Here is a 12,430-nt window from a genome sequence, read left to right as displayed (position 1 = left end):
TGCTAAGAAAAATTACCTGGAGGTGGATAATGTCAAGCACTAGTTCTGAATATGTGCAGAAGATAACAAAGAGGAGCGAGGATTTTGCTGCATGGTACAACGACGTTGTGCTTGGGGCTCAGCTTGCTGATTACAGCCCTGTCAGGGGAATGATGGTCTACAGACCTTATGGATATGCTATATGGGAAAACATACAGAAATTATTGGATGCAAGATTCAAAGCGACTGGGGTAGTTAATGCCTACTTCCCTCTGCTTATTCCCGAGAGTTTACTCAAAAAAGAAGCAGAGCACGTTGAAGGTTTTAATCCTCAGGTAGCATGGGTGACACATGGAGGGAACGAAGAGCTTGAGGAGAGGTTAGCGGTACGCCCTACTTCTGAGGCGATAATAATGCAGATGTATTCCAAGTGGGTGCAGAGCTATAGGGACCTGCCAATATTGATCAACCAATGGAACAGCGTAGTGCGCTGGGAGCTACATACTAGGCTGTTCCTGCGTACAGCTGAGTTCCTATGGCAAGAGGGCCATACTTTACATGCTTCGGCTGAGGAAGCCACAGAACGTACTTTGCTTATGCTCGAGATCTACAGGTCGTTCCTTGAGGAGGATCTAGCTATACCGGTTATCCCTGGTCGCAAGACTCCTTCTGAGAGATTCCCTGGTGCCGCGGAGACCTATACCGTGGAGGCGCTTATGGGAGATGGTAGAGCGCTCCAGTCTGCTACTAGTCACGACTTTGCCGATCATTTTGCTAAGGCTTTTGACATAACATTTCTTGATAAGGATGGCGAGCGCAAGTATGGGTATACCACTAGTTGGGGGCTTTCTACTCGCACCATAGGTGGAATAATAATGGTTCACGGGGATGATTCTGGTTTGATAATACCTCCTAAAGTCGCCCCAATTCAGGTGGTAGTAGTTCCTATATGGAGAAGTGAACAGGACAAACAGAAGGTCTTGGAGCACATAGATAGGATAAAGGAAGTTCTAGGAGATTCTTTCCGACTGCACATAGATCTGAGTGAGGAGAAGACTCCTGGTTGGAAATTTAATGAATGGGAGCTCAAGGGTGTGCCAGTAAGGCTTGAGGTTGGTCCAAGAGATGTTGCCAATAACGCTGTTATGCTTGTGCGTAGAGACAATAGGGATAAATCTCAGGTACCTCTGAATGACCTCGTTGTAAATCTGCAGCAAACTTTAGCTGATATACAGCAGTCTCTGTTCGACCGTGCTAAGCAGTTCAGAGACGAGCATACGTTTGAATGCGATAGTGTTGCTCAAATGTTGGAGGTTCTAGATAACAAGAGAGGGTTCATCTATGCGGGATGGTGCGGCAGTGATGAGTGTGAGGCTGCGGTCAAGGAGGAGACTCGTGCGACTATCAGAGTGGTGCCTTTGGCCCAGCCCGAAGACCCTGGCACTTGTATTAGGTGTGGAAATAAGGCACAAGTAAAAGTGTACTTCGCACGAGCTTACTAGTATCAGCGGAGTGGTGAGAATGTTACCTCACCACTCCGCTATTGATCCATCCAGGTTTCTCCATATTGGACTGCGCCAGTTATGGCCAATCCTGGAAGCGCTCTTGACTTTTTCCTCGTCAAGCGTTATTCCCAGTCCAGGTTCACTAGGCAGTGATACATATCCGTCTGAGAAATTGAATACCTCTGGATTGGCCAGATAAGAGAGTAGCTCCGACTCCTTATGGTAGTGTATTTCTAGGCTTTGCTCCTGTATGAGTGCGTTAGGAGTACAAAAATCCACCTGTAGAGATGCGGCAAGAGCTATTGGGCCTAGTGGGCAATGGGGGGCAAGGGCGATATCATAAGCCTCTGCCATAGCAGCTATCTTCTTGACTTCTAGGATACCTCCAGCATGGCTTAAATCCGGCTGTATAACGTCAGCCAATCCCTTGGAGATGATTTCCTTGAACCCCCATCTAGTGTACAGGCGTTCTCCAAGTGCTATTGGGATACCAGTGATAGCTCTCAAGTCTCTTAATGAGTCCTCATGCCCGGGAGGGAAAGGCTCCTCGATAAACATAAGTTTGAATGGCTCGAGCTCTCTCATGAGGCTTCTTGCCATACCTTTATGTATTCTTCCGTGAAAGTCTACTCCTATAGCTACATCTTTACCCACTGACTCCCTGACTACAGCGACGGACTCTATTATTAGATCCAGCCTCTGAGGAGTATCTATCCAGGTATTTGGACCTGGAACACCCATCTTGATGGCCTGATAGCCTGCATTAACACGTGATAGTGCTGATTCTGCCAGCTGTTGGGGGGTATCTCCGTGGATCCAAGAGTAAACCTTCATGCGTTCTCTCACAGGTCCACCCAATAGTTCATATATGGGTAGACCCAAAGATCTGCCCCTTAAATCCCATAAAGCTTGCTCTATTCCAGAGAGTGCACTGGTGAGTATTGGTCCACCCCTGTAGAATCCTCCTCTGTATATTGCCTGCCATATATCCTCTATGTGGTTCGCTGCCTGGCCCACAATGTAATCAGCCATCTCACTGATAGCTGCCGCCACGGTATCAGCTTTCCCTTCTACAATTGGTTCTCCCCAGCCCTCCAGACCTTCGTCCGTGCGGACCTTCAGGAAGAGCCATCTGGGTGGGACTTTATAGAGGGTGAGGCTTTCTATTTTCATATGCAACCTTTACAGCTTCTACCTGCGATAGTCATAATTCCAACTGAGATCAGAATCCTCTTCATCTTCAGAGTAAGGTTCTGTTTTCGAAATCAGGTCATCAGTAGCTGCATATTCGGAGGCCTCTTCCTCTATCTGTCTGAGCCTAAGTTCAGCTTGCTGGAGTATAGAGTTGCATCTAGATACGAGTGCGTACGCTTCCTCATAGCAGGCGAGAGCGTCATCAAGGGTTAGCCCTCCGACATCCAATTTGTGAATAAGCTCCTCCAATCTAGAGTAGGCTTCTTCAAAATTCAGCTGGGATGTATCCCTATCCGTACTCATAGTACCTACCTCTCTACCTGCTTTACTACGTGATCTACCGTAGATTTTATAAAGCCATCAGCAAGCCTAGTTGTTAGCGCTTTAGCATTCCTTACATCATCGATTGATCTAAGAACCTTACCGTCCTCTGTGGTAGTTACAGAATATCCTCTGCCAAGTACAGCCTTAGGATTTAGAGCGTTCAAGCTAAGGGCCATAGTTTCCAAGTTGCTTTTCTTGAGTTCTATCAGGTGTCTTACCCTGCTAAGTGCGTTATCATTGAGCAGAGATAGCTTCTCTCTATGTCTATGTATGGCATGTATAGGACTTGTTCTCTTGAGATGAGAGTGCATGTGTTGCACATCCTCCATACACTGCCGCAATTTTTGTCTCATGTTCATGCTAGCTATGTTCAGCATGTGATCGAGGGATTGCCTTAGCTCCGATACGTTAGGTACTACCAGCTCAGCGGCTGCGGATGGAGTTGGGGCTCTTAGATCAGCTACATAATCGGCTATAGTGTAGTCTGTCTCGTGCCCTATGGCGCTGATCACAGGTACTGGGCAAGCATATATAGCCCTAGCCACGCACTCTTCATTGAAGGCCCAAAGCTCTTCTCTAGACCCACCACCTCTTGCCAAGATTATCACATCTACTTTTGCAGTCTTATATAGCTTCTCAATAGCAGCTGCTATCTGTAAGGATGCACCATCTCCTTGGACTTGAGTGTGAGACAGTATTACCTCTGCAAGTGGATACCTACGCCTAAGTATGTTGAGGATGTCATGCAGTACAGCACCCTGCTTACTAGTAACTATACCTATCGCTGATGGGAACTTGGGAAGGGATCTTTTCCTGCTCTCATCGAAAAGCCCTTCGGCCTCGAGCTTTGCTTTGAGAGCCTGGAACTCAAGCTCCAATCTACCAGTACCTTCTGGTTGTACTATATCCACATAGAACTGTAACTTGCCTGATTGCTTCCATATAGAGACTCTGCCATGGGCAATAACTGCTTGGCCGTTAGCAAGCTCGGCCTGTACGTGTATTAGATCCTGCTTGAACAGCACACAAGAAAGCTGAGATTCCCCATCTTTGAGTGTAAAGTAAAAGTGTCCTTTACTCGACTGGCTTAGGTTACTGATCTCACCTTGGATCCAAACATCGTTCAGTAGACGATCAGTCTCAAGCAGCTGCTGGAGATAGAAATTTATATCGCTAACGGTCAGCAGGTACAACTGACATCTCCTATGAGCTATTCAGGCGTGGCAGAAGTATCTACCAGCATCAGAGGCTGGCCATATTCTACCGCTTGTCCGTTTTGGGCAACGATCTCCACCACACGTCCACCTATTTCAGCAGGCACATCGTTCATGATCTTCATTGCCTCAATAATACCTATGGTTTGTCCTGGACGGATGAAATCCCCAACTTTGACGTAAGGATCAGCATCTGGGCTTGGTGAGGTATAGAAAGTACCTACCATAGGTGCAGTAATGGGCACTATGTGTTGCGATTCTATCTGTTCTGTGGGGGCTGGAGCTTGAGTAGGTTGAGTTACTTGCTGAGGATGTGGGGTTTGTACCTGGTAAGTTTCTACTTGTGCATGAGGTGCAGGCTGTACTTGATGGACTATATTAACATCGTTTCTTAGCCTTAGCCTGAAGCCTCCTTGCTCTATTTCCAGCTCAGTTACCTTGCCCTGACTTACTAAATCTATTAGGTCTCTAAGTCCTTGATCTAGTAGCTTGGAAAGATCGAATTCTTTGTGTTCCGGACTCATACTATCCCACCCGCTCTATATATTCCCCAGTTCTAGTATCAACTCTTATGATATCTCCCTCGTTGATGAACAAAGGCACCTGTACTACTAGTCCAGTTTCCAGTCTAGCAGGCTTACTACCTCCTGCTGCCGTGTCTCCTCTAACTCCTGGGTCAGTTTGCACAACCTGCAGTTCAACCGTTGTGGGAAGTTCTACTCCTATCGGCTCATCGCCATACATAAGTAGGTCAATGTTCATACCCTCTTTTAAGTACTTGACTGCATCTCCTAAGAGGTCAGTGCTCAGAGTGGGCTGATCAAAGGTCTCGGTGTCCATAAAAGTATAGTTCTCGCCATCATTGTACAGATATTGGACGGTACGCCTTTCAAGCCTCGCAGTTTCAAACTTAGTACCCGCCTGGAAAGTGCGCTCTGTAATCGCGCCAGTGCGTAGGTTTTTGAGCTGAACTCTTACAAAGGCAGATCCTCTTCCGAGCTTTACGTGCTGGAAATCCAACACCCTCACAAGATCACCATCGATTACAAGTGTGTTGCCTTTTCTAAGTTCGCCAGTCGATATCATATGAAGTAAGACTCCTTTACCTGTTTTTGAATATAGGTGCTTGAGAAAGTATGGATGGACCGTTGCTGTCCACAAGAACTAGGCTCTCTATTCTGACCCCTCCCCATTCGGATATGTAGATGCCTGGCTCAACAGTCACCACCATCCCCTCTTGAAGTACGTCTTCACTATTCTTCCTCAGACTTGGCTTCTCATGAACCTCTAATCCTACACCATGTCCCAGACTGTGATTGAAAGCTTCTCCATAACCAGCTTGATTAATTATTTCTCTAGCTATAGCGTCGATTTCTGCGCCGTTAAGCCCTGCCCTTATTGCTGATCTAGCGGTATCGTGTGCTTTCAGTACAATGTTATAAACCTCTTCAAACTTAGAGTCTGGTTTACCTAAGCAGAATGTGCGGGTCATATCTGAGCAATAGCCACGATAAAGAGCTCCCATATCTACTATTATGGGTTCTCCTTCTCGGATTGGTCTATCAGTGGGTTCATGGTGTGGTCTGGCGGCATTTGTACCAGCAGCAACTATTGTCTCAAACGAAGGACCTTCGGCTCCCAGCTCTATCATGAGATTATCTAATAACCTAGCGACCTGCTTTTCTGTCATTCCTGGAGATAGCTGATCTAGCATCTTGCTAAATGCAGCATCAGCTATCTTGGCAGCTTCGCTGATCATACTCTGTTCATAGGGATCTTTAAGGACTCTCTGAGATTCTACCAGTCCCTTTATCGGGAGAAGCTCTACTTGGTCTTCGAGGCGGGATATAAGATCATCTATAAACCCATATGTCACATAGTCTCTTTCAAAGCCAACCTTTTGTAGTCCCAGATCCCTTAGCAGATCGGATATAACGACGTCTGGCTTATCCTTTACTAGAAACGGCTCTACTGCTGTGACCTCTTTTTGAGCATGCTCAATATACAAAGGGTTGACAAGTAGCAATGCTTTTTCTTGAGTAATAAGTACGTATCCTGAACTTTCTCCTATGGCTACATCTCTAGCCGTAAATCCTGTCAGGTAACGCCGGTTTGCCTGACTGAAGACCAGTAAAGCATCCAGCTCGTGATCAGTTAGTGTTTCCCTTAGCTTATCTATTCTTCTAAGGTAATCTGGTGGAAAGGAGATGTTCATCCAACGTACTCCGCTCTGGGGTGCACACAAGCGGCATTATAGCATATAGTCTTATTGCCTTTCTCTACGGGGTTTGTTCCTGAGTCTCGAAGCTACCCCTAGAAAGGCGAATAGAGTGCCTATAGCTGCGCCTATTCCGAGTGCAGGTGTAAGCTTTACACCCTCCTTCCAGACCCTGAGACGTAGCAGGAGTATCTCCGCCATTGCCTGTAGTACCACGGAAGGTTTGGCACCAGTAGATACGCCAGCAGTACGAGGATAGTGATGTACACCTACTTCTACTATTGATGCCTTGCGTTGCTTAGCGAAAGAAAATATCTCTAGATTTATCAGAGCCCCAGGTGCCTTAAGAGGCAGGCTTCTTATAAGGCTTGCCCTAAAGATCTTGAAACCGCAGTCTATATCCTTAAGGTGTATGCCAAATAATAACTTCGATGCTAGATGAAATATAGCTGCGTTGACTTTGCGATGTGCTGGATCTTGCCTCTTTGTCCTGTATCCAGCAACTATGTCGTAGTGGTTCACATAAGGCAATAGTAGGGATATATCGGATATATCGAACTGGCCGTCAGAATCCATACACATAATATACTGACCCTGCGCGGCAGCGAATCCGCTTCTCCACGCCGAGCCGTAGCCTAGATTCCGGGGATGATGTATTACTCTTATCCTGCTATCCCTTGCTGCAAACCCTTCAGCTATCTCTCCAGTTTTATCCTGACTGCCGTCATTTACGACTATTATTTCCCAGTCAGGAAGAGTCTCGTTGAGGACTTCTATGCATCTTCCCAATACCCGCGGAAGGTTTGCCTCTTCGTTGCGAGCGGGCAGTATCAATGAAAGCTTTCCATTAATGTTCAAAGATTCCTTTAGATTTGAATCAAGCATTGCTTCGCTATTTTCCCTCGATCTATTTATTCCCACTAACTAAGTATAGGATTCCACCTATGAGTAAGACACTCCAGTAAGTTATGCCGCGGTCTATTAGCGCTATAGAGCCCGCCAGAGATTTCTCAACGTATACCCATTGTAGTACTGTTATCACCGCACCCTCTACTACGCCAAATCCTGCAGGTGTAAAGGGAATGGTCGTAAGCAGAGAGGCAGCAAGTGCCAAGAAGATTACCTGTGATATTGTAAGACTTGCTCCTAAAGCAACCGTTACCGCCCAGAATCTTGCGCTTTCCAAAATCCATATTAGAGCAGTGAGCAACAATATTCTATCTAGCCTTCTGCTAAATGCAAGTAGAATACCCTCCTCCAACCTGGAATAGAAAGGTCTTACCCTACTTGGAAGAATCTTATGGACATACACGCTGATGTATCTAACAGACGCCAATATGCCAAAGCTAGCCAATGCTAGTGTTCCTCCAAGTGTTATTAGCAATACAAAATGCGGTGGTAGCTTGGTTCTGAAAGCTATGATCCCTGATACTAATAAAAGGGTAAACAATACGCCTACATCCGCTACTCTCTCGGCAAATATAGTTCCCATAGTCTTGGAGAACGACACCTTGGCATTTCTCTTCAAAAGATACCCTCGGTAACCGTCTCCAAGCTTAGCGGGCAGTACAGAGTTAGCAAACCAGGAGAGAAAAATAATTCTAAGGAGACCTAGAGTACCTGGGAGCTGAGCATCATTTGTGCTGGAGTATCCAGAGTTGTTCAGTACTTGCTGCCATCTTATAGTACGCACATAGAAAGTAGCGTAGTAGAAAGCAAAGCCCAGGACTAAGAATAGTAGGTTGGCATCGCGTGCATTATCAATAACTTCCTTTACAGGAATGTTTTGTCTCGCAAATATGAGGATGAGTATTACTAAGGATATAAGAAAAGAAATTATTGTACGTGGACGAAGTATCTGGTCCCTTATGTTTAGGCCTTGTTCTGTTTGCTTAGTCTCTATTTCCGTCATGCTCTAGGTACTTTCACCTACCATCAATGGTTTCTTGTGTAGCCCACATCAAATGTTGCCGAATTATAACAGCGAGTGTAAACGTATGCCATAAACATGGCATATAGATAACGCCATTATTCATTATGACGTTCCGTTTGTGCAGTATGCACAAACATCTCCTGCTTATTCCGGCCCTATGACGTATATAACGCCCGTAGTTCAGGGCTAGTATGCAATCAAAAGAAATTGTGGAGGGTAAAGAGATGCCGGAAAAGTTACTTAGTGCCTTAGGTGATGGATCTATAAGTATAAGTGTCCCGGGAACTATTTGGGTTCTGCTGGGAGCTTTCTTGGTATTTATAATGGTGCCCTCAATAGGCATGCTGGAGGCAGGGCTAACACGACAGAAGAACGTAGTGCATGGCCTGATGAAGAGCCTGTCTGCAGCTTCGGTGATGATGGTAATATTTTTGATAGTAGGCTTTGGTCTAGCTTTCAGCCCATCAACCATCGCTGGCATTATAGGTAATCCGATCCATTACCTCTTTGGTGGTGATCCTCAATCTGCCTGGCCAACTATATTTACAGACGGAAGTGCAACTGGGGGTGTACCGCTCTATGCCTATGTGCTCTTCCAGATGATGTTTGCTACCGTCACGCTAGCGTTAATAGGTGCTGGTGTGTCTGAGCGCATAAAGTTCAGCGCGTGGCTGCTTTACTCGCTGTTCTTCTCTCTCGTACTCTACCCACTGGTTGCTCACCTGGTATGGAGTCCTAATGGTTTGTTTGCCACGCTGGGCACAAGAACAGGTTGGCTAGATGGTATGGGGGTGCGCGACTTTGCAGGCGGGGTTGTAGTTCATGCTCAGGCCGGATTTGCGGGACTTGCTATAACCCTAGCGCTTGGAGCTAGCTTGAAGCGGAGAGCTACGCTATCCTCGCATGCTCCATTTGTCAAGTTCAAGAGGTCCGCTGTAGTTCCAAGTGGCTACGAGGATTTGGCAGCCAAGGAAGCTGGTGAAAAATATGCCAACAACATACCTCTCGCTGTCATAGGTACCGCTCTCCTGTGGTTTGGCTGGTTTGGATTCAACGGCAGCAGCAGCCTTGAGCCTAATCTGCAGGGCGTATCTGCTGCCCTTGCTACTACTGTGGCTGCAGCAGCAGCTGGCCTTGTGTCTATGCTGATGAGCAAAGCTGTTGATGGTCGTTACGATGCAATTATGGCTATAAGCGGCGTTCTTGGTGGTCTCGTAATGATCACGCCCAACGCTGGTTACGTAGATCCCGGTGCTTCGCTTGTGCTAGGTGTCCTAGCTGGTGTAGTCACCTTTGGTGCTACCAAGATCATGGAGAAATACCTTTATCAAATAGATGATCCTATAGGAGGTTTTCCAGTCCATGGCGTGAATGGTGTGCTAGGCTCCGTGTTAGTGCCGATATTTGCTCGTCCCGACGTCAGTGGCTTGCCTGTAGCCGGGCTTCTGTATGGTGGAGGTGCCGATGCTTTGATCTGGTTGGGTATTCAGACTCTGGGCATAGTTGTCGTGTGTACGCTAGTCTTCTTTGCTTCCTATGCTTTTATCAAGGTAAGCTCTACTTTTGTCAAGGTGAGAGCTGCATTCGAGGAGGAGGCTGCAGGACTAGATCTAGTCGATCATGGTGTATATAAGGAGGAGATACCTGCCAAGACTGTCGGACCTCTTGCTAAGGAGTCTACTGCTTAGTCCTAGTCCAGATCTGATTGCAAGTATGGGAGGTGCTTTGCTATAGTACCTCCCATTTATTTTTTTGCTCTAGAATATGGCGGGAGCGCGTGGGAGTCGAACCCACCGGAGACCAGCAGTGCTAGCCTCCCAACGGTTTTGAAGACCGCGGAACCCACCGGGACCCTTCCGCTCCCATGAGAATACTAGTAACTGTTCCAATGTGTAGTCAAGAGAATAATGTATTCCAAGTAGATGTTTTATATATTGGCTGTTGATGATTGATAATAGGCAATTTGGGACTTTTAAATATGTCCGATGATAAAGCAAGGTTGTTTTTAGCTATAGATCTCCCCAAAAACATTCGGAGCGTATTGTATGATCTAGGACGCTCCGGATTAGCTGGGTCTAAGGGCCTTAAGTGGGTGGAAGAGTCTAATATCCACCTAACCTTGAAATTTCTAGGGGATATCTCGAGATCATGGATAGATGATGTTGAAGATGTCTTGGGAGATATAACCTGTCCTAACAGCATAGAGTTGGAGATCAGGGGGTTAGGCATATTCGGGAGCTTGCGAAGGCCAAGAGTTCTATGGGCAGGAGTTTCTGGAGATGTTGAGGCTTTGAGGTTACTTCACCGAGAGGTGGAAAATAAATGTATTCGATTGGGTTTTGATCGAGACGTCGTAGAGTATAAGCCTCATGTAACCTTAGCCAGGTTCAAAGATTCTTTTAACGACGTGTCTGCTCTAAACAGGCTCTTGCGAGCAAATGCTGATGTATCACTAGGAAAGTTTGGTGTGGATAGTATGGTACTCTATCAAAGCAAACTCTTGCCTAGCGGACCCATTTATACACCTATAAAGACTTTCAATCTAACTCAGGATTAGGATTGATATACTATGAGCATGATGCTAGAGAGATTGGATAACATCGAGAAGAGATTTGATGAGTTGGATCGGATGATGTCCGATCCTGAAGTGTTCTCAGACCCCTCTCGTCTCATGGAGGTTGCACGTGAGAGGTCTGAATTAGAGGATATTGTTTTTCTTTACCGCGAGTACAAGAGAGTTAGGGCGACTAGGGAAGAAGATCGACGTCTTATGGAGGATCCGGACCCTGATATAAGAGAGATGGCTGAGGAGGAATATGAACAGCTTGCTGATCGTGAGAAGGATCTGGAAGAGCGCTTGAAGATAGCACTACTTCCTAAGGACCCTAACGATGAGAAGGATGTTATAGTCGAGATTCGTGCTGGCACAGGGGGTGAGGAAGCGGCTCTGTTTGCTGCCGATCTTTATCGTATGTATACGCGCTATGCTGAGAGGCATGGTTGGAAGACTGAAGTACTCTCGACTAGTGAGAGTGATGCTGGTGGTTTTAAGGAGATAATATTTGAGGTAAAGGGGAAAGGTGCTTACTCACGCTTGAAGTACGAAAGTGGCGTACACAGAGTGCAGCGTGTACCTGTAACGGAATCTCAAGGTAGGATACACACCTCTACAGCTACGGTGGCTGTGCTGCCTGAGGCTGAAGAGGTCGAGGTGGAGATTGATCCTGAAGATCTGCGCATAGATGTCTTTAGGTCTACAGGACATGGCGGTCAGAGCGTTAATACTACCGATAGCGCAGTTCGTATAACGCATTTACCTACTGGTCTTGTTGTCACCTGTCAGGATGAGAAGAGTCAGCTAAAGAACAGGGCCAAAGCTATGGCAGTTCTTAGAGCTAGGCTCTACGAAATGGAGAGAAGGAAGAGAGAAGAAGAGTTGGGCCAAGTGCGCCGATCGATGGTTGGAACCGGAGAAAGGAGCGAGAAGATACGCACTTATAACTTCCCCCAAGACAGGGTTACAGATCACAGGATAAAAGAATCTTTCAGCAATCTACCAGCAATACTTGATGGTGAGATAGACAGGATAATCGAGTCTTTGCAAGTTGCTGATAGAGCTGAGCAGTTACAATCAGCGGGGGTGTAAGGCAAAGGAGGAACATGCTCGAGTGGGTACCCACTCGAGCATGTGATGCTTAAGCGGCTGTAGACTCGGCCTTCTTTGCCAAGGTTCTTAGGCACCTAGTGCAAATGTGTATCTTCACAAGCTCCCCATTTAGCATAACTGTTTGCCTGTGTACGTTCGGCTTGAAAGGCCTGTTGGTTTTCTGAGCCCTTCTTGCCCACTTTCCTCCATGGTGATACTGTATACTTCTTCCAAACTGGGTTCTCTTCCCACAAACCTCACATCTAGCCAATGCTGTTACCTCCAGATTTGAGTCTTGCACTAAATATCAAGTATTATTCGCTTCGAGTAGGAATAGCGGATTACACAAATAAGGCTCTGATTGATTTATTGACCTACTAGTTTATCACTCTATCTCGTAATATGACAACAAGCTTG

Annotated in this window: 13 protein-coding genes and 1 tRNA gene; 4 read left to right on the top strand and 10 right to left on the bottom strand. The window is 46.4% G+C overall.

Features of this window, described 5'->3' with window-relative positions; all coding sequences use genetic code 11:
• The first annotated feature begins 29 nt into the window (after positions 1-29).
• Positions 30-1,481 carry a proline--tRNA ligase gene (gene proS, locus N2245_RS02775; protein ID WP_494535200.1) on the top strand — a complete coding sequence of 484 codons (1,452 nt, stop codon included), beginning with the start codon at positions 30-32 and terminating at the stop codon, positions 1,479-1,481.
• A gap of 27 nt (positions 1,482-1,508) precedes the next feature.
• Here the strand turns inward: proS and dgoD are convergent, their stop codons facing one another.
• The 8 genes from dgoD to N2245_RS02735 are packed head-to-tail and all read right to left on the bottom strand — an operon-like array spanning position 1,509 to position 8,346.
• A complete protein-coding gene (gene dgoD, locus N2245_RS02770) occupies positions 1,509-2,657 on the bottom strand; it encodes a galactonate dehydratase (protein WP_494535199.1) in 1,149 nt (382 codons plus the stop codon).
• 18 nt (positions 2,658-2,675) lie between these two features.
• Positions 2,676-2,981, bottom strand: a complete 306-nt coding sequence (xseB, locus tag N2245_RS02765) for an exodeoxyribonuclease VII small subunit (RefSeq protein WP_494535198.1) — start codon at positions 2,979-2,981, stop codon at positions 2,676-2,678.
• Between the two features lie 5 nt (positions 2,982-2,986).
• A complete protein-coding gene (gene xseA, locus N2245_RS02760) occupies positions 2,987-4,195 on the bottom strand; it encodes an exodeoxyribonuclease VII large subunit (protein ID WP_494535197.1) in 1,209 nt (402 codons plus the stop codon).
• A 17-nt stretch (positions 4,196-4,212) separates the two neighbouring features.
• Positions 4,213-4,740 carry an acetyl-CoA carboxylase biotin carboxyl carrier protein gene (accB, locus tag N2245_RS02755; RefSeq protein ID WP_494535196.1) on the bottom strand — a complete coding sequence of 176 codons (528 nt, stop codon included), beginning with the start codon at positions 4,738-4,740 and terminating at the stop codon, positions 4,213-4,215.
• 1 nt (position 4,741) lies between these two features.
• Positions 4,742-5,302 (bottom strand): elongation factor P, encoded by a 561-nt coding sequence (gene efp, locus N2245_RS02750; protein WP_494535195.1) that lies wholly within the window; start codon positions 5,300-5,302, stop codon positions 4,742-4,744.
• A gap of 16 nt (positions 5,303-5,318) precedes the next feature.
• Entirely contained in the window at positions 5,319-6,431 is a 1,113-nt protein-coding gene (locus tag N2245_RS02745) for a M24 family metallopeptidase (protein ID WP_494535194.1), read from the bottom strand.
• 51 nt (positions 6,432-6,482) lie between these two features.
• On the bottom strand, positions 6,483-7,319 hold the full coding sequence (locus tag N2245_RS02740) for a glycosyltransferase family 2 protein (protein ID WP_494535193.1): 837 nt from the start codon (positions 7,317-7,319) through the stop codon (positions 6,483-6,485).
• A 22-nt stretch (positions 7,320-7,341) separates the two neighbouring features.
• Positions 7,342-8,346, bottom strand: a complete 1,005-nt coding sequence (locus tag N2245_RS02735; protein WP_494535192.1) for a lysylphosphatidylglycerol synthase transmembrane domain-containing protein — start codon at positions 8,344-8,346, stop codon at positions 7,342-7,344.
• A 245-nt stretch (positions 8,347-8,591) separates the two neighbouring features.
• Between N2245_RS02735 and N2245_RS02730 the strand changes: the two genes are divergently transcribed.
• Positions 8,592-10,055, top strand: coding sequence for an ammonium transporter (locus N2245_RS02730; protein WP_494535191.1), 1,464 nt, complete (start codon positions 8,592-8,594; stop codon positions 10,053-10,055).
• A 77-nt stretch (positions 10,056-10,132) separates the two neighbouring features.
• Here the strand turns inward: N2245_RS02730 and N2245_RS02725 are convergent.
• Positions 10,133-10,231: transfer RNA gene (locus N2245_RS02725), tRNA-Sec, on the bottom strand.
• 114 nt (positions 10,232-10,345) lie between these two features.
• Here N2245_RS02725 and thpR point away from each other — a divergent pair.
• Together thpR and prfA are read left to right on the top strand one after the other, a co-directional pair.
• Positions 10,346-10,924, top strand: a complete 579-nt coding sequence (thpR, locus tag N2245_RS02720; protein ID WP_494535190.1) for an RNA 2',3'-cyclic phosphodiesterase — start codon at positions 10,346-10,348, stop codon at positions 10,922-10,924.
• A gap of 21 nt (positions 10,925-10,945) precedes the next feature.
• Entirely contained in the window at positions 10,946-12,013 is a 1,068-nt protein-coding gene (gene prfA, locus N2245_RS02715) for a peptide chain release factor 1 (RefSeq protein ID WP_494535227.1), read from the top strand.
• A 49-nt stretch (positions 12,014-12,062) separates the two neighbouring features.
• Here the strand turns inward: prfA and rpmB are convergent, their stop codons facing one another.
• On the bottom strand, positions 12,063-12,314 hold the full coding sequence (gene rpmB / locus N2245_RS02710) for a 50S ribosomal protein L28 (protein WP_494535189.1): 252 nt from the start codon (positions 12,312-12,314) through the stop codon (positions 12,063-12,065).
• Positions 12,315-12,430 lie beyond the last annotated feature (116 nt).

It is taken from the genome of Thermobaculum sp. T2p (genome assembly GCF_059335935.1).
Note: the sequence above shows the minus strand (reverse complement) of the source record. Positions and strands in the feature narration are given on the sequence as shown.